The organism is Chryseobacterium sp. WX, from assembly GCF_029542485.1.
Classification (GTDB): domain Bacteria; phylum Bacteroidota; class Bacteroidia; order Flavobacteriales; family Weeksellaceae; genus Chryseobacterium; species Chryseobacterium cucumeris.
Window position 1 is genome coordinate 4,111,876 of the sequence record NZ_CP120710.1, and the last position, 16,556, is coordinate 4,128,431.

The 16,556-nt window shown below is 32.7% G+C and carries 16 protein-coding genes and 2 pseudogenes; 8 read left to right on the forward strand and 10 right to left on the reverse strand.

Annotated features, from left to right (window positions below; translation table 11 throughout):
* Nucleotide 1 precedes the first annotated feature (1 nt).
* A pseudogene (locus tag PZ898_RS18645) lies at nucleotides 2-502 on the forward strand (IS1595-like element ISBbi1 family transposase); the annotation flags it as partial.
* A 38-nt stretch (nucleotides 503-540) separates the two neighbouring features.
* On the forward strand, nucleotides 541-1,092 hold the full coding sequence (locus PZ898_RS18650; protein WP_059137249.1) for a hypothetical protein: 552 nt from the start codon (nucleotides 541-543) through the stop codon (nucleotides 1,090-1,092).
* A gap of 56 nt (nucleotides 1,093-1,148) precedes the next feature.
* Here the strand turns inward: PZ898_RS18650 and PZ898_RS18655 are convergent, their stop codons facing one another.
* Nucleotides 1,149-2,150 carry an IS110 family transposase gene (locus PZ898_RS18655; RefSeq protein ID WP_277693946.1) on the reverse strand — a complete coding sequence of 334 codons (1,002 nt, stop codon included), beginning with the start codon at nucleotides 2,148-2,150 and terminating at the stop codon, nucleotides 1,149-1,151.
* Between the two features lie 435 nt (nucleotides 2,151-2,585).
* Between PZ898_RS18655 and PZ898_RS18660 the strand changes: the two genes are divergently transcribed.
* Nucleotides 2,586-3,413 (forward strand): carboxypeptidase-like regulatory domain-containing protein, encoded by an 828-nt coding sequence (locus PZ898_RS18660; protein WP_277693947.1) that lies wholly within the window; start codon nucleotides 2,586-2,588, stop codon nucleotides 3,411-3,413.
* Nucleotides 3,414-3,520: 107 nt separating this feature from the next.
* On the opposite strand, the pseudogene PZ898_RS18665 reads toward PZ898_RS18660, so the two are convergent.
* The 8 genes and pseudogenes from PZ898_RS18665 to PZ898_RS18700 form a co-directional block, all read right to left on the reverse strand.
* Nucleotides 3,521-3,616 (reverse strand): annotated as a pseudogene (locus PZ898_RS18665) (single-stranded DNA-binding protein); the annotation flags it as partial.
* A 534-nt stretch (nucleotides 3,617-4,150) separates the two neighbouring features.
* Entirely contained in the window at nucleotides 4,151-4,990 is an 840-nt protein-coding gene (locus PZ898_RS18670; RefSeq protein WP_024564046.1) for a toprim domain-containing protein, read from the reverse strand.
* A gap of 115 nt (nucleotides 4,991-5,105) precedes the next feature.
* A complete protein-coding gene (locus PZ898_RS18675; protein WP_123903502.1) occupies nucleotides 5,106-5,342 on the reverse strand; it encodes a hypothetical protein in 237 nt (78 codons plus the stop codon).
* A 63-nt stretch (nucleotides 5,343-5,405) separates the two neighbouring features.
* Nucleotides 5,406-6,530, reverse strand: a complete 1,125-nt coding sequence (locus PZ898_RS18680; protein WP_024564044.1) for a hypothetical protein — start codon at nucleotides 6,528-6,530, stop codon at nucleotides 5,406-5,408.
* A gap of 50 nt (nucleotides 6,531-6,580) precedes the next feature.
* Nucleotides 6,581-6,808, reverse strand: a complete 228-nt coding sequence (locus PZ898_RS18685) for a hypothetical protein (RefSeq protein WP_024564043.1) — start codon at nucleotides 6,806-6,808, stop codon at nucleotides 6,581-6,583.
* A gap of 51 nt (nucleotides 6,809-6,859) precedes the next feature.
* Nucleotides 6,860-7,570 carry a hypothetical protein gene (locus PZ898_RS18690; protein WP_185226163.1) on the reverse strand — a complete coding sequence of 237 codons (711 nt, stop codon included), beginning with the start codon at nucleotides 7,568-7,570 and terminating at the stop codon, nucleotides 6,860-6,862.
* A 2-nt stretch (nucleotides 7,571-7,572) separates the two neighbouring features.
* Nucleotides 7,573-7,824 (reverse strand): DUF3853 family protein, encoded by a 252-nt coding sequence (locus PZ898_RS18695; protein WP_024564041.1) that lies wholly within the window; start codon nucleotides 7,822-7,824, stop codon nucleotides 7,573-7,575.
* A complete protein-coding gene (locus tag PZ898_RS18700) occupies nucleotides 7,824-8,108 on the reverse strand; it encodes a DUF3853 family protein (RefSeq protein ID WP_185284395.1) in 285 nt (94 codons plus the stop codon). Before PZ898_RS18700 ends, PZ898_RS18695 begins: the two co-directional genes overlap by 1 nt.
* 133 nt (nucleotides 8,109-8,241) lie before the next feature.
* On the opposite strand from PZ898_RS18700, the gene PZ898_RS18705 reads away from it, so the two are divergent.
* From PZ898_RS18705 to PZ898_RS18725, 5 genes are all read left to right on the forward strand, one after another.
* Nucleotides 8,242-8,691 carry a hypothetical protein gene (locus PZ898_RS18705; protein WP_088264813.1) on the forward strand — a complete coding sequence of 150 codons (450 nt, stop codon included), beginning with the start codon at nucleotides 8,242-8,244 and terminating at the stop codon, nucleotides 8,689-8,691.
* A 2-nt stretch (nucleotides 8,692-8,693) separates the two neighbouring features.
* A complete protein-coding gene (locus PZ898_RS18710; RefSeq protein WP_185226549.1) occupies nucleotides 8,694-9,383 on the forward strand; it encodes a hypothetical protein in 690 nt (229 codons plus the stop codon).
* Nucleotides 9,384-9,398: 15 nt separating this feature from the next.
* Nucleotides 9,399-10,664, forward strand: a complete 1,266-nt coding sequence (locus PZ898_RS18715) for a site-specific integrase (protein WP_185226548.1) — start codon at nucleotides 9,399-9,401, stop codon at nucleotides 10,662-10,664.
* Nucleotides 10,665-10,776: 112 nt separating this feature from the next.
* Complete coding sequence (locus PZ898_RS18720; protein ID WP_185226547.1) at nucleotides 10,777-13,977, forward strand: N-6 DNA methylase; 3,201 nt, start codon at nucleotides 10,777-10,779, stop codon at nucleotides 13,975-13,977.
* Nucleotides 13,967-14,572: a hypothetical protein gene (locus PZ898_RS18725; protein WP_185226546.1), complete on the forward strand. Its 606-nt coding sequence runs from the start codon at nucleotides 13,967-13,969 to the stop codon at nucleotides 14,570-14,572. Before PZ898_RS18720 ends, PZ898_RS18725 begins: the two co-directional genes overlap by 11 nt.
* A gap of 570 nt (nucleotides 14,573-15,142) precedes the next feature.
* On the opposite strand, the gene PZ898_RS18730 is transcribed toward PZ898_RS18725, so the two are convergent.
* A complete protein-coding gene (locus PZ898_RS18730; RefSeq protein WP_120233592.1) occupies nucleotides 15,143-16,441 on the reverse strand; it encodes an HlyD family efflux transporter periplasmic adaptor subunit in 1,299 nt (432 codons plus the stop codon).
* Between the last annotated feature and the right edge of the window lie 115 nt (nucleotides 16,442-16,556).

A 16,556-nucleotide genomic window follows, 5' to 3' on the forward strand; every position in this document is an offset into this window, starting at 1 on the left:
CTTTTCGGTGGCCAGTAAGGAAATCGAGCGAGGCAAGGGTACACGTGGCCGGGGAGCCGAGGGAAAGCAGAACGTTGCGGTGATGGCCGAAAGCACCCCGTTGGAAGATATCGAAACGGGCAAAAAGGAGAAGCATGTGCGTTATTTCAAGGCCAGGGTACTGGATAGCCATCAAAGTGAAGGAATCAACGGCGTGGTCAGGGACTGCATGGAGGATGATGCCATCGTATTTTCGGACAAAAGCACTTCTTACGTTGACATCTCCGATCTGGTGGAATTGCACGTCACCGAGAAATCAGACGCCAAAACCACCAAGGAAACACTCAAATGGGTGCATATCGCAATCAGTAATGCAAAACGGACATTGCTGGGCAACTACCATAAAATCAAAAGGAAATACTTACAGTTGTATCTCAACGAGTTTATTTACAAATTAAACAGACGGTATTTTGGAGACAAACTCTTTGACAGACTAGTAATTGCGAATATAACAGGTGCATAAACGGATAATCAGTAAATTTATCTAATTCTCAAAATAAGATGAAGGAAATTTTTGGCGATAAAGTGGAAAACAACAGAGTTTTTATTAATTGGTTTACTGGATTAATCAATTTTCCTGACAAAACAGAAAAAAATAAAATTCTCCGTTGGGACGGAGTTTTTTATAAAATATTTGAATACGAAACTGTTTTAGGTTTTCAAAATGGAAATTTAATTAGTCAAGGAAATGTGAAAAATTATGCAAAAATCAAAAATGGAATTAATCGAAAGGATAAAAGCAAAGTTTCTAAAATTATCTTTGAAAAACTGAAAAAGAAAAATTGGAAAAGTGATTATGATTGTTCGGAAAAATATCTAATTACAATTTCTGAAAATGGAAAAATATCAAATGTGAGAATGACCTATTCAAATGAAGAACGAAAAGAGTTCTATGAGGAAGATGAATATGAGTATTGTATCAGCAAAGTGAGAAATGCTTTAACTGGACTACAATTTGATATTTTGAAGGATAAAGGAAAACCAATTTCAGAAGATATTTATATAGAAATTTGGCAAGAGAAAAATGGGAAGCTTGAGGATTGGACGCGCTAAAGAAGACACTTCTGCTAACATATTCTATGACAAAAACCAAACAAAAAGTGATAAAATTAAGCTGCAAATTTATGCAGGTTCACAAAGTTTGATTTCCGTTGGATGACGGCAAAGATTCTGTACACCATTTTACATTTTATGTTGTTTAAGACCAGCATAGTATGCTTTCCTTCTGCTTTTTTCCTGTTGTAATAGTCCTTGAGTTCCGGATCGTATTTTATTGCCGTAAGAGAGGCCATGTGCAGCAGTGTTTTCATTTTTTTATCCGCCAGGTGACTGACTCTGGTTTTTCCTTTAATACTTGTGCCGGAAGAATGCTCGAAGGGCGCCACACCTGAATAACACGCAAATTTTCGTCCGCTTGTAAATGCCGTAAATCCTTTTGTCGCCATTAAGATATAAACCGAAGTAATATCCCCGATACCCGGAATGCTTTTTAGAAGTTGCTGCTGTCCGTACAGGTTTTCGTCTTCCCGAATCAGTGTTCTGATCTTCTCATCCAACATTACAAGTTGTTTTTTCAGGTGTTTTACCGTTTGGTTATTAATTGCTTTTACGCTGTTGAAAACCTCTTTTGTCAGGAACATTTCGTTTTCCTTTGTTCTTTCAAATGTTTTAATGGCTGCCACGGTTTTTTCACGCTCGGTAAACACTATTTTCAGTTGCTGCAGACTGAGCTCAGGAAGGGTGGAAAGCGCGATTTTATCCGTGTTTCGTTTGGCATAATGAGCAATCTCTTTCGCATCTACCTTATCGCTTTTGCCACGGGTAATCCCCAGAGAACGTTTGATTTCCAGAGCAGGAACCTGGGCGTAATCCAGGCTGTTTTCGCTTAAAACCAACGCAAGCAGCGAGGAATAAATGCCGGTGTTTTCGAAGACGAAAAGAGTCTCATTCATCTGGCAGCCGGTTTTTTTCAATGTTTTTAAAAACTTATCGACCGATTTTTGAGTGTTCAGTATCTGACCCTGTTCGAGCTGTGGATCTTCTTTTACGATGCAATAATCGAGGGTTAATTTTGCTACATCAATTCCGATGTAAGTTCTGTAATTTTTCATAATTTAGTGGTGTTAAATTGATGTTGAATTGCTTTAAAATCTTTATTAGATCTGGGTAATCTGGTATTCTATCTAAAGCTTTTTCAACCTTTTAAAACAAGGCAGAGGACTGATATGTTAGATGAGACTTTTAATCTCTAAAGGTATTTCTAGTTCACCTCTGTCTTGTTAATTTTAAAGGTATTAATTTATGGGTGTAAAGTAAAGATGGGTTTTGCAAGATGCGGGGTTGAAGGAAATCTCAGAAATATTCTAAAAAGTACCCGCAAAAAACTTTTCCATTTTTTAGTTCTTTCGTAATTTTAAAAAATGGAAAAAGTTTTTGCTAGGGTTCGGTTCTCCTCTTGAAATCTCGGTTGCAGTAGCCCGCACCTCGCAAAGCCCTTTTCCGTTGTACGCAATTTTACAACAAACGGGTTTATACAAACTAACTAAATGAGTAAACTATTTAAATTTTTAGCAATAATTTTTTGTGGTATTTTAAATGCCCAAACAATAAATGGTAAGATTATTTCGAAAGAAAACAATAGCGCAATTCCTTTTGTTAGAATAGGAATTGAAAATGAAAATTTTGGAGCAATTGCTGACGAAAAAGGTAATTATTCAATTGACTTGACAAATGTTGATCAGAATAAAAATATTACAGTGCAAGTTGGAGGATTTGAAAATTTTTCTCAATCAGTTCAAAATTTTATAAGTGGAAATCACATAATTTCTCTTAACGAAAAAGTAGTAGATATTCAAGAAGTTAAATTAAATCCAAAAAGATATTCCGAAAAAAACTGGGGAACTAATGCAAAAACCAAAAAAGTACAATTTGGTTTTAATCCTGCAAGAACCAAAGAAGATAAATCTAAAGAATTTGGTGTTTATTTTAATAATAACAAAAAATTAAAAATTCAAAAGATCAATATTAATATTGTAAATTTGAAAACTGATAAACCTCTTTTGATAAGTTTCAATGTATATTCAGAAAAAAATGGACTTCCTGACAATTCTTTGTTAAGTGAAAATCTAACAGTACAATTAACAGAAGCCGACATAAAAGCAGGGACATTTACCTTTGATATATCTAAAAGAAATGTATGGATTTCTAAACAAAATTTCTTTGTATCAATGCAAGTAATAAATAATTTTGATGGATGGATTTATTTGAGTGGAGCATTATTCAAAACCGTTTATTATAGGAGCTATTATGACAGATGGGAAAAGAGAACAATTGCTCAACCCTCATTGAATATTGATGTGAAAATAGAAAAATAAAACTGCGTACAACATAGTATTTGCAAAATGCGGGATGAAGTCTTGAATTGAAAAGCCTAAATATTTAGCCGCATATGCTTTTCAATTCCACTTTTTTTAGTAATTTAGTCATTGGGTGCTACCGAAAAGTTTACGACCTGTTTATCGTTTTTCAAGGTGTTGATTTCTGCATTTTTGGTAATTCTACCTACGATTGTGTTCATAATCTTAAATTTTAAAATGTTAATATTTTGTTAATTTTTGTTTTGTCAAAGGTCAAATGTTGGGAGTGAATTGATTTGGTATCGAGGACACTCGGCATTTTTCTTTTTTTATATTAAGTTAGAAAACAGTATTTTTTGCTGGATTTTTATTGTTTTTCCGTTGATTTCAAAGAACGTCTATGGTTGATTTGATTCGTACAACTGAGGTTCCGGCTTTTTCTTTGCGCATGAACATAGGACGGCACCATCCATACAAAACCCGATTCGGTTCCGCTGGATAAAGGCAGAAAATTCCGAATCGGGCTTGAAATCTTTTTGTCCGAAGGATTTAGGAGTGTCTGGAAAAATTGTTGGAGCTTGTGGAAAGAATTTTTTTAGAAACCCAAAAAGATTTTTTTGTGTGGGTGGTGCCGTCCTACATTTGCAAACGTAAAAGCCCAACCGCAGTTGGGAAACTTAATCAATGGACGTGGTTGTTAATGGAAAACTAAAGGAAATTCATTGGAAAATGGTTTCTCCAATGATTTAAACTGATCAAATATTACAAAACCACTCGTTCAAGTCCTTAAAATTATGATAAATTAAAGAGCAATCCTCTACATTTTTGTATTGACTTTTAATTTTTAATTTAACCGATTTCCCATTCTTATCATTGTCTAGAAAAAGTGAAATTTTCTCATATTGTTTCAGTTTTTCTTCCACCTTGAAAAACATTGCGGTTGAATTTAAAGTCAAGTAATCACAGTTTGAATTATCTGATTTGTCTAAATTTCGGTAGGTCAGATAATCGAAAAAGCCCTCAAATATGAGAATCTCGTTCTTGAGATTGTTATCATTAACAATCAACGTCACATCCTTTTTTCCCAAACATATTTTTGACTGTGGATTGCGAATCTCAAAACCTCCGGACTTATTCTGAAATCCAATTCCGAAATATTTTCTTCCTTTCAATTCGTAGTGAATTTCCTTAACCCTATGCTTTTGCTCAAAAACTCTTCGGGACTTCAGATACTGAATTAATGCAGGATGCTGGATTTCTTTGATTTCTAAAATCTGATTGCATGTTTGACCAGTAGTTTCGTGATATTTTATTTCATTTTGAACTCTAAAATCCAATGTTGAAAGGCATTTCAATGCTTCTGAAACGGAACATTTCTTTATCTGTTGGACAATTGAAATCACATCGTAACTTTTTCCATTTCCAAAATCGAACGCCTTGTTTTTGACAAAATCGACCGCCAGACTTGGAATTTTTTCCTCCCGGTCCAACGCAAAATAAAACGCAGTTTTCGGATTTTCTTTGACCGGAAACAGCCCGAACGACTCCAAAACCGCCCGAATTCCGACGTTTTGCTTGACTTTTTCGCAATTCATTTTTTTTCTTTTAATGCAAATTACTTATCCACATTTCCCTTTTAAATAAAAAAGACTTTTAATTTACTTTTATATTACTTTTAGCAAACGGCATTCTTCTTTTGCCACAAAGGATTTAATGGTGTTTTTCGGTGAGTTCAATTCCGAAAACTAGTGAGTTCAATTCCGAAATCTGGGTGAGTGCAATTCCGAAATAAAGCCTGTTTTGGGGTGAGTGCAATTCCGAATCGATTTTTCCATTTATTCTGATAACCGTAGTTATCCACAAAACAGCTAGGTTATCCACAATTTTTGTGTTTTCTAAATCTTCGGGTGAGTGCAATTCCGAATTCGATGCTGTTATTTTGTTCATTTTTAACATTTCTTTAACTTTAGTGAGTGCAATTCCGAATTGGTGGTGAGTGCAATTCCGAAATCAGACAATCATCGGATAGCCATTAGGGAATATTTCTCCCATTTTTGTATTTCTATACAAATGCTTTATGTGTGCCTGAATTTCAATAAGAAATTTTTGACCTTTAAAGTCGGTCGATGCTATCTTTCTCATTCTGCAGTTCCTAATAAATTCCTTGAAGGCTCTTTCAATCAGTTCCCTTGTCTGCGGTATATTTTCGTATTGATGGAAAAACTGGACTGTTTCGGCTTCGTCTAATCTATATCGTTTTTTGAAATAGAGCAATCTTCGGTTAATTTTATGACTTTGGTTAAAATTCTCTTGGTTTGATTCTATAAGTTTTTTTGCTTCTTCAAATGGATGAGAAAATCCTTTGGTTAAGATAGGAACAATAAATATGGAATCCTTTTCATACCTGTATTGGAAAGAAAAACTATTGTATCTGTCGAGATTGATTTTGATGGGCTTTAGAAATTTGAAGCAGAAATCTTTGGTATTTTTATAATTTAACCCAAACTTTTTATTGAAATTACCCAGCTTCAGCATTGTTCCCGATTCGGGAATTTTTGAAAGCCAGATGGAGAAAATAATGTGTTTGTTGTTTCTGATATTATACACCAGATGATAGAGTACATAATTATATTCGGGAATAACCAATAATTTTTTCAGCCAGTAACTGCTAATTAGAAATGTGGTAAAACCTCTTTGGTCATAGGTTGGCGTAGAAATAAGTCCGCCAAATGTTTTGATTTCTTTCCCTTTTGAATTAAGCGATTTGTACCATCCCATCTTAAATTTGGCGAGAAACTCATAGGCATCCACAACCTGCTTTGTGGAACCACTCGGAGAAATTTTACTGTTCCGGATTTTGATGGAGGCGAAAATGTTATTTTCTGTTTCAAATTCTTCATCAAATAGGGAAAGTTGCTTCGGACGGTCTTCGGGACGAAACTGTTCATTGCCGATAATTGCAACGATATTGAAAATGACTCGAAGCGCATTGATTGGGATGTCCGCCGCTTGTTGGTCATCAAAAATAAAGTCGTCCACGAAATGATTTCCCAGCCGAATCTTGTCGGGAACTTTTTCTCCCTTGTCCTCAAACTTCTTTCGGACATGGCGCAAATCTTTTTCAGATAAAGACATTTTCTATTCTTAATGTTCCTGATTTCTTATTTCCTGATTTCAGATGGTAATTATTTGGTTCGAACAGTTTTCTTTACTAGTTTTATTTTCTCACTTTTCAGTGTTTTGTCTCCATCAATGAGATTGTAGTGTTTGTAGGAATCAACACCAGTTGCTTTGAACACCCTTTTTTCGGCTTCTCCTATATTGGGGATCCTCACTTTCTGGATACCCAGATATTCGTAAGATATTTTATTGATGGTTACTTTTTGACCAGGTTTTAAGTCAGATATTTTCATTGTTTTAAGTTTTTACGATTTGTTAGAAATGAAATCGACTTTTTATTGATTTCATGATGTTTTCGGTCGTTTGATATTTGGAATGGAATCGACGGAAACTGTATCATCATTTTGACTATTCTTCAAATAGGGCAGGATACTTTTTAATGAGGATTTCCAGTTGGAAATGGGTCTTCCAGAACTATTCCGCCAGTCGTTTTCTAACCACGAATGATATTTTTCTTCAATTACAGAGTCCAAAAGAGGCTGATAATCCTCTAAAGTTGTTGCAAACTGAATAAATTCTTCCAATTCGGGAATAATTTTTGACTTGCTGCTTTTGGAAGTATCAGTAATGGAAACTTTATCACTAGATTTACTGATTTTGGGAACAACTTCCTTGGACGAATCGCTTCTCTTTAAAGTTTCATGTTTTTCAACAATCTCCAAACTTGGTACTTTTTCGATTTTTTCCTTCTCTATTTTCTCCAGTATGGGAATATCAGATAAGTAATTTAACAGAATTCTGTAATTACAAGGAAATCCACTTTTGGACTCAAATTCAACAAGACCCAACTCGCGAAGTTTATCTTTGGTCGGTTTTACGGTTTTTCTAGTTATTCCCAATGCATTACCGAGTGCAACATCGGAAATAACGACCTTATAACTATCGTTGTCCTTTCCTAATTTCAAAAGGTACAGATAGAGCGAAATTGCCGAAGAGCCAAGTCTTGCCTTCTGATTGAAGTCCCAAAATCGGTCGATAAGTTCCAAGTAATACATTTCTAACTGCTTGCAAAAAGTTCTATAGCCTTTTTCTTGTCGATGATGATGATGTTTCCTTTCTGAATGATGGCTTCATCCAAAATTCCTGAAGATTTAATCTTGGATGCTTTTGAAATGGAACAGCCCAGAATTTTTGCCAAACCTTTTAAACCGTATTCATACATATTTTCAGAATTTAAATTTTTAGATATCTCTAAAAATTCTTTTACGGTCAGATTGCAAAGAGGTGTTTGTGGGGTTATGTTTTCCATCAGCTGTTATCTTTAAAAAGTTCTAATGCTTTTTCCGAATCAATGATAATTTTTCTCCCATTTTGAATGATGGCTTCATCAAAAATTCCCTTACTTTTCAATTTTCCTGCATGATTTTTAGAGCATCCCAATATTCTTGCTAATCCAGAAAGACCGTAAACATACTTTTCATTAAATACCTTTTCTTGTGGGGGGGGTTCTGATGATTCTTGTTTTCTGGCATCTAAAATTTCCACAAATTCTCCTATGGTCAATTGCCAAATTGGTCTATTATAATCTTCCATTTTGAAATTTTTATTGTAATTTATTCTAAAAAAATACTTATTTGTATATATTTAACTATATTTGTATTGCAAATATAGAATAAATATTGAAATATATCTATATTTTAATCTCAAAAACAAAAAAATTTTAAAGATGACTATAACTGAAAGATTGCAAAATTACATGACCTACAAAGGGTTAAACCCCAATAAAATCACTGTTGAAGCTGGTTTGTCTGTTGGTTTAATTGGCAGAGCTATAAAAAACAACTCGGGACTCAACTCAGATACTATTGAAAAAATACTATACACTTATCCCGATTTGAATCCGGAGTGGTTTATTTCGGAATCTGGTGAAATGCTAAAAACAAACAACCAAAACATTAATAATAATGGCTCAGGAAATAATGTAAACAGCAACATTAATGGAAATATTAGTGGAAATGTTACTATTTCGCATAGCGAGTTTTCTAATATGATAGAACTTCAAAAAGGCTATCAAGAAATACAAAAAGAACTAACAGAAAGATTGAAAACCAGTCAAGAGCAACTATCGGACAGCATGAGACAGGTTACTATACTTCTTGAAATTTTAAAAAAATAACTATGAAGAGGATTTTAATAATTAGTGCTATTTTATTTGGGGGAATCGTGATTGCTCAGCAGAAGAAAAATGCTTTTAATAATTGGAAAAGTAGAGATGGAGAAATCGCACAAAAGGTTTTTACAAAATATCAGGAAAAAGAAAATAAGAAAATAGAAGATGAAAAAGCAGATTTGATAAAAACTCAAAGAAAGTTGAAAATTGAGATAGTAAATGCGGGGGACTTTGAGAAATACAATCAAAACATGTGGCTTCGTATTGTAAAAGTGAATAATGGAAATTTAGAACAGATTGTTAGTAAAAGTATTACGGAAATTTCAGTTGTTACAAATACAATGGGAAAGAATAATTGGAAAGATGAAGCGGGAGGCTTTAATTATAAATCTTTCAATGAGTTAATGAAGATTTCCCAAGAGTTTACAAATTATAGAAATGAAGCAGGATTATCAGAAAATTCATTAAAGCCCATTGAATTTATTGAAACCAGCGAGCCTGTTTTATATTTCTCTTTAAAAATCTATACCCATAAAGGCGGTTCAGAACAAACAACTTCTTCAACATTGTCCAAAACAATAAATATTTATGCCGATAACCAACTTATAAAAACTTTAAAATACTCCTTAGATGACTTGATAAAAGCAGAAGGAGTGTCAATACGGGACTTTAAATTGGGTTCTATTGAAAGTAGATAATCAATTTTTTCTAATATGAATATAAAATATCACGCTCAATTTCTTCTTGATAGGGAAAAAGACAACCCTACTGCAAAACTGCGATATCGCATTAAGTGGGATGGCAACATTGTGGCTTTCAATTTGGGATATAGGGTAGAAGTACAAAAATGGAGCACAGAAACACAACGCTGTAAAGCAAATACAACTCATGGAAACAAAAAAGTCTCGGCAAGTGTTATAAATAGAAAGATACAGTTATTTGAATCCGCTTGTGAGAAAACTTTTCAGAAATATGAAATTGATGATTTGATACCTAACCAAGACCAGTTTAGGGAATGGTTTAATGTTGAGATTGGAAGAACGCCTAAGGAAGAACTGAAATCTGAAAAGAATTTTTTTGTGATATATGATATGTTTGTTAATGAAGAATCAATTAACAGTCAATGGAATTTCAGGACTCTTCAAAAAATGAAAACGCAGAAAAAAGTATTGGAAGAATTTGACCATGATATTTCGTTTGAGAAATTTAATGAGCAATATCTTTCAAATTATCAGCGATATTTAGAAGGGAAGAATCACAAGAATTCAACAATTTCAAAAGAGCTTGCTGCATTGAAGTGGTTTTTGAAATGGGCTATGAAGAAAGGTTATACAAAAAGTGGAGAGTTTGAAAAGTTTAAACCAAAAATTAAAAATGTTCAAAAGAAAATCATTTTTTTGAACAAGTCTGAGTTAAAGAGATTTACTGAATATGAAATACCTACGGATAAAAGCTATCTTGAAAAAATAAGAGATGTTTTTTTATTTCAATGCTTTACGGGATTGAGATATTCGGATGTGTTTAATTTGAAAAGATCTGATGTAAAGGACGGTTACTTAGAGATAACAACACTCAAAACAGCAGATAATTTGATAATAGAATTGAATAGTTATAGCCGAAAACTTCTAAACAAATATATCGATGTAGAATTTGAGCATAATAAAGCTTTGCCTGTAATCAGTAATCAAAAAATGAACGATTATTTAAAAGAACTAGCTGAATTAGCTGAGATAGATGAACTAGTTACCCAAACTTATTTTAAAGGTAATGAAAGGATTGAAGAAGTTTTACCAAAATATTCACTTATGAGTACTCATGCAGGTAGGAGAACCTTTGTTTGCAATGCTTTGTCTTTGGGAATTCCACCTCAAGTGGTTATGAAATGGACAGGACATAGTGATTATAAGGCAATGAAGCCATATATTGATATTGCTGATGAAATAAAAGCAACAGCTATGGAGAAGTTTGATTCTTTTTAACGAAAATCTTTCTCGCCTAATAAGTGAATGAACAAAAATTCCTTGAAAGAAAAGTTTTTTTTAATAAGTTTAAAGTATCTTTGAAGATTGTGTACTAATTGTATGTAGTAATATGGCAACACTTGATATTCTTGAATTTCTTGATTTAGGTAGAGCAAAGTCTATTCAATCCGATAGTGAAAAACTATCGGATAGTGAAGCTGTTATCCTAAATGAAGTAAAAGAAAAAGATTTTGGTGTTGATTTAATTTATTTCAATACAGACGAAGAAACCAATAATAGTTTTCCTGCTGTTTTTCTGAAAAAAGTTGCAAATTTCAATGATGAAATATATTTAAAAGACATTGCTGAAACACAACGTAAAATTTGGAACTACAAAAAAGTATTGTTTCTGTATGTATATTCGGAAACGGAAATCCGTATCTACAATTGCTCTGAAAAACCACTTATAGTAACCAAAGATGATTTTGATTACAAAAATGAGTTACAAGAAATTGAAATTAATTCCTATCAATATTCCGACAAACAACAGTTGCAAGAACTCAATAAGCTATTTTCTAGAATTGCCATCGATACAGGAATTATCTGGACTTTAGAAGACGCGAAAATTGTTCGGGATAAAATAAATTTACAAAAAAGAGTTGATAAATATTTAGTAACCAGTTTGGTTAATACGGCTGAATATTTAAGGAGTCAAGGGTTAGAAATAGATTTCATTCATAGAATTATTCTACGGTCACTGTTCCTTTTATATCTTGAAGACAGAGGTGCTGCTGAAAAGGATTTTTATAGTCAAATCAAAAAAGATGCTGAATCATACTTTGATATTTTAGACGATGTAACAGCTACTTATGATTTATTCAAACGACTTGAAAATCATTTCAATGGTAATGTATTTACATTAGAACAAGGCGAAAATATTTCAAGAGAACAGCTTCAAATAATTAAAACTTGTTTCATTCGTGGGAACGAAAAAAACTATAACGCACAGTTCTTTGATGATTGGAGGCAATTTAGGCTTTTTAATTTCAAAATAATACAAATTGAGTTACTAAGTGAAATTTATGAAAATTTCTTAGCTGAAACCGATCCTACATTAAAAGAAAATTCTGGCACTTACTATACACCACCATCATTAGTTGAGTTTATTTTAAATGAAAAACTTCCAGTAAATAATGGAGAAACAGAATATAATGTGAAAACATTGGATCCAAGTTGCGGTTCTGGAATTTTCTTGGTTGAGAGCTTCAAACGATTGGTTAAACGTTATGAAAATGCTCATAGCATTGATAACCTTTCGGACTTTGACACTTTAGTTAAGCTATTAAAAGAAAATATTTTTGGAATTGAAATTCATCCACAAGCAATAAAAGTTGCTGCGTTTAGTTTGTATTTGGCTTTGGTTGATAAATTAGACCCTAAAAATCTATGGCAAAATAAAAATTATCGTTTACCTTATTTAGTAAACGACCCAAAGGAAAAGAATGAGCAGAAGAAAGGTCGAAACCTTTTTTGTCGGGATACTATTTCTGACTTGTCATCAATAGATGAATTGCAGAACTTTCGGCTTGTTGTAGGAAATCCTCCTTTTGGCGATAAGAACTTATTAGATACGATTAGAAATTATTGTAATAAAGAAAATTTTGCAAAAGAAAAGGTATTGCCATTTTTACATAAGGCAACTTTCTTTGCTCCTCATGGTGAAATTGCATTAATATTTAACACAAAGGTCTTAACCAATACAAGAGGAACTTACAAGAATTTCAGAGAATGGCTTTTTAATCAATGCTATGTAGAAAAAGTTTTTAACTTTTCAATCTTACGTAAAGCTAAAAAGAATTTCGGCGGACAATTGTTCGGAGATGCAACAGGTCCAATAAGTATTGTATTTTACAAAAATCATCAGCCTGATAATCGAAATGATACTATTGTTTACTATGCTCCAAAAACTTGGGTAAGGTCTAATGTTATTGAAGGATTGTCAATAGATTCGACTGATATTAAATATATTCCAAGAGAAGAATGCCAAAAGCCAGATACCAAAATCTGGAAAGTGGCAATGTGGGGAGGAATGAATGATTGGAATTTAATAAAAAAATTGAATAACTCAAAGTTTCAAACAGTCGAGAATTTTATTGTTGACAATAATATTAAATCTGGAGTTGGATTTCAATTGCTTACACAAAAAAAGGACACTCCTAAATATTCCGAAACACTTACATCGTTGGATTATTTGGATGCGGAGTGTGTAAATAAATATTTTACACCAAACGAAAAACTAAATTCTGTAAGAAATGCAATAAAAACATCTAAAGCTATTAATTTTTATAAAGAATTTTACAACGTAAATAACATTACAGAAATTGAACAATTAACTGCTTTTAGAAGATTGGGAGATATTGACGCATATATTAATCCTCACATTATTTTAAAGAAAGGTCTTGAAAACAATAGTGTTTGTGCTTCATTTATTGAAAATCAATGTTCGTTTAGAGATGGTGTTTATGGCTTTTACACAAATGAAAGTAAAATTGATGAGCTTTATAAGTTATTGAGTTTTTTCAATTCAAAATTTAGCACTTATTATTTGTTTATGACAATTTCATCGTATGGAATTGAACGCGAGCAAATAATGAAGAATGAATATTTGTCAATTCCTTTTTCGTTAAATGATGAACAAGGATTGAAGATTATAGAGGCTACAAAAGAACTTTTAATCAAAATGAAATCAAAATCTTTTTTAAATAATGATTTTGAAGAACAGGATTTGAAAAATTTCATTAATGAAAATATTGATTCTACAATTCTTAATGGTTTCAACTTTGAAGAATATGAAAAAGTATTAGTATCAGATGCAATATTGTATAACTTAGATTTATTTCATAATCAGGAAAAGTCAAAAGCAATTTTACCTGCGACCGAAAAACAACCTGAAGAATACGCTCAAATAATATCTTCAGAACTCAATGAATTTCTTGAAGGACAAAATGTATTTGCAAATGCAACTGTTTACAATCTAAAAGGTTTAAAATCATCGCCTTTGATGATGATAAAAATATCCCACGAGAAAACTAAAAAAGAAATTTCTATCTCTAATGAAAACATTGGTGATGAATTAATGAGACTTGACCAATATTTGTGGGAACAGAAAGCGAAAAACATATATTTCAGAAAAAAACTCAATTACAAAAGAGGGGATGACATTTATATCATTCGTCCTAATCAACGTAGATTTTGGTCTCAATCAATGGCTTTTGAAGATGCCTCCGAATTAATTCTTGAAATTTTAAACGGAGTACACGATGAAGCTTAGTGAGATTTACAGAAGGGCTTTTGAGGATGATTGTATAGAATTAGTTGTTAATGCATACAATTTAGCCATTGTAGAAAAGAAATATCAAACCGATTGGCTTGAAAATGATTTTTCAGAATTATTATGTTATTATGTCAATGAAAGTCAATTTTCTATAGATAAAGGCATTACTTGTAAAACTGAAAATAAGCTGTTTTCTAATGCAGAAAATCAGACAAAAGGTTTTGCAGATAAATTACCGAGAATTGATTTCGTTTACTTTAAAATATGGAAAGAGCAAAGGTTTCATTACTACATGGAAGCTAAAAGACTAAAAGAAAAAGACTCCAAACTGAAAAGATCTTATATCAAGGAAGGAATGCAAAGGTATCTTTCTGAAAAATATCCAATGGGTTGTATGTTAGGGTATTTACTTGAAGGTAATGCTGACGAAACTAAAAACGGGATTAACTCTCTTTTAATAAAAGATAAAAGAAACTCTGAAGTGCTAAACCTTGAATCTCACAATCTTATAAAATCCTATTATGAATCCAATCATTCCAAAATTGGAATTCTTAAGCATTTGATTTTTGACTTTACAAATAATCAAAATTAGTCCCTACTTAAAAAATCAGGGACTAAAACAGGGATTATCTAAACATATCTATTGGTTTTTGATTGGTTATAAAATTTCATAAACCGCTAATAATCTGTTTTTTAATTATTTACTGTGTTTTATTGTGATATAAAGATACTCCCGTCTTCGCTACAATAAACCGCAATCATTGAATTACGATTGCGGTTTTTACTTTTAAAAGAATTATTCTTTTATCTTATAATTCTTTCACATGAATTTTATTTTTTCACGGTTTCATTCTTTTGATGGAATATTAAGGGAATAATTATACTTTTTCAGCTTCATTATAATGTTCGGCTAATTTTCATAATCAAGTAACATTATGATATTCCCTGTATTCGTTATTTTCTTGTCTTTTTTTGAATGATTATTTTTTTGCGACAAAACCCCTTTGCCTAGATAGATTGTGGCTATAATAGGCTGTTTAAATGAATGAGATTGATTGAGCTTCTGCAAAACATTATCAGTCGACTGGGAAATTTAAAAATACATAATAAAACCCCGTTTTACAATTTGAAAAACGGGGTTAATTTTTTAGTAAAAGGTTCATTAAACCTGATATCCAAGTAACTTTCTGATTTGATAGAAGAATCTTTCAATCAGTCGCAGATCCTGTGTTACAATTTCTGCACTGCCTCTAAGCTCTTTATCGAATGTAAGTGTTTTGTTGTAGCTGGTTTTTAATCCTTTCGGTAAAATTACATCTACATAATAATTTCCTTTGTCATCAGGAATAAGTGATATATTCTGTACCTTTCCTTCGATGATACCGTATTCCTGGAATCGGTAATTGTCCAGTTTAATAAGTACTTTCTCACCAGGAGTTATTTTTCCTGAATTTGTGGTAGGGACTGACATTCTGCCCACTAACTGCTCTTTATTTTTAGGAAGAATAGAAAGGATGGGTTCTCCTACCTTTACAAACTGATTCTCTCCAAAGAACTGTTGGAAACTGGCAACCCCATCAGTGGATGAAATCACAAGATAATTCAGTTCCCACTGTTTTAAAGATTTTCTCAGCTGTTCAAGAAGCTGCAGAGTTTGTGAAGAGTATGTAATTCTGTCTTTTTCTGTATTAATGGCAGTTCCGCTTTTGGTCTTATTCAGATTGGAAATTCCTTCATCCATTTGGGATATGGAGATTTTAATATTCTCAAGGTTTTGCTGAGCCTGAAGATATTTGATTTTTTCATTTTCAAGTTCCATGGCTGAAATAACCCCTTGGTTGAATAGCTCCTGAGATCTGTTGAAGTTTTTCTTTGTCAGATCATATTTTATAGATTCCAGGTTCTTCTGCTGTTTCAAGGTAGCAATTCTTATTTTGTATTCTGAAATGCTTTGATTGGCGGCCAGGTTTTCTGGTGCATAAGGCTGTAGCCTTGTAAAAAGAGCTTCATCCTGAAATGCTTTTGCGAAACTGTTATATTCTCCCTGCAATTCACCCAGCTTAAATCTTGAAGCCTGGGCGATAGGGAAGGTATATAATTTATCAGGTGTGATAGAGTCTACCAGTTTTTTAAGCTCTAAAATGTCTTTGTAGTTAGCTGCAGACTGCATCACCATAAGAACATCATTCTTTTTAACTTCCTGATGATCTTTTATGAATATTTTCTCAATTTTGGAACTGGTTCGTGCTTCTATTTTCTCAGGAGGATTCTGGGAAGTTACAATAATAGGAGCCGGTACAAATTCCGGGTATTTTATAATGTAGCTCATTAAGAGAATTAACAGGAGGATAATAAATATCACTGTATTTCCCCAGCGGATCATCCAATGTGGTGGCTGGGTAAGAATATCCTGTACACTCTCGGAACGGAGTTCAATATTGTCTAAAACGTCTTCTTTCATTGTTTTGAGGTGAAATTTCCCCCAATATTTCAGGGGAATATAATTTAAATAAATGAGTAGTTTCCATCATACCTATTCCGGTGCTGAAGTATTTGCATCAGGAGGGTATTTAAAA

What these genes read in the sequence shown, in the direction of transcription:
- PZ898_RS18710 (WP_185226549.1), top strand. Translation starts at nt 8,694, where the DNA reads ATGAAGAGGATTTTAATAATTAGTGCTATTTTATTTGGGGGAATCGTG.
- PZ898_RS18660 (WP_277693947.1), top strand. Translation starts at nt 2,586, where the DNA reads ATGAGTAAACTATTTAAATTTTTAGCAATAATTTTTTGTGGTATTTTA.
- PZ898_RS18655 (WP_277693946.1), bottom strand. Translation starts at nt 2,150, where the DNA reads ATGAAAAATTACAGAACTTACATCGGAATTGATGTAGCAAAATTAACC.
- PZ898_RS18670 (WP_024564046.1), bottom strand. Translation starts at nt 4,990, where the DNA reads ATGAATTGCGAAAAAGTCAAGCAAAACGTCGGAATTCGGGCGGTTTTG.
- PZ898_RS18730 (WP_120233592.1), bottom strand. Translation starts at nt 16,441, where the DNA reads ATGAAAGAAGACGTTTTAGACAATATTGAACTCCGTTCCGAGAGTGTA.
- PZ898_RS18695 (WP_024564041.1), bottom strand. Translation starts at nt 7,824, where the DNA reads ATGGAAAACATAACCCCACAAACACCTCTTTGCAATCTGACCGTAAAA.
- PZ898_RS18700 (WP_185284395.1), bottom strand. Translation starts at nt 8,108, where the DNA reads ATGGAAGATTATAATAGACCAATTTGGCAATTGACCATAGGAGAATTT.
- PZ898_RS18705 (WP_088264813.1), top strand. Translation starts at nt 8,242, where the DNA reads ATGACTATAACTGAAAGATTGCAAAATTACATGACCTACAAAGGGTTA.
- PZ898_RS18680 (WP_024564044.1), bottom strand. Translation starts at nt 6,530, where the DNA reads ATGTCTTTATCTGAAAAAGATTTGCGCCATGTCCGAAAGAAGTTTGAG.
- PZ898_RS18675 (WP_123903502.1), bottom strand. Translation starts at nt 5,342, where the DNA reads ATGAACAAAATAACAGCATCGAATTCGGAATTGCACTCACCCGAAGAT.
- PZ898_RS18725 (WP_185226546.1), top strand. Translation starts at nt 13,967, where the DNA reads ATGAAGCTTAGTGAGATTTACAGAAGGGCTTTTGAGGATGATTGTATA.
- PZ898_RS18690 (WP_185226163.1), bottom strand. Translation starts at nt 7,570, where the DNA reads ATGTATTACTTGGAACTTATCGACCGATTTTGGGACTTCAATCAGAAG.
- PZ898_RS18650 (WP_059137249.1), top strand. Translation starts at nt 541, where the DNA reads ATGAAGGAAATTTTTGGCGATAAAGTGGAAAACAACAGAGTTTTTATT.
- PZ898_RS18715 (WP_185226548.1), top strand. Translation starts at nt 9,399, where the DNA reads ATGAATATAAAATATCACGCTCAATTTCTTCTTGATAGGGAAAAAGAC.
- PZ898_RS18685 (WP_024564043.1), bottom strand. Translation starts at nt 6,808, where the DNA reads ATGAAAATATCTGACTTAAAACCTGGTCAAAAAGTAACCATCAATAAA.
- PZ898_RS18720 (WP_185226547.1), top strand. Translation starts at nt 10,777, where the DNA reads ATGGCAACACTTGATATTCTTGAATTTCTTGATTTAGGTAGAGCAAAG.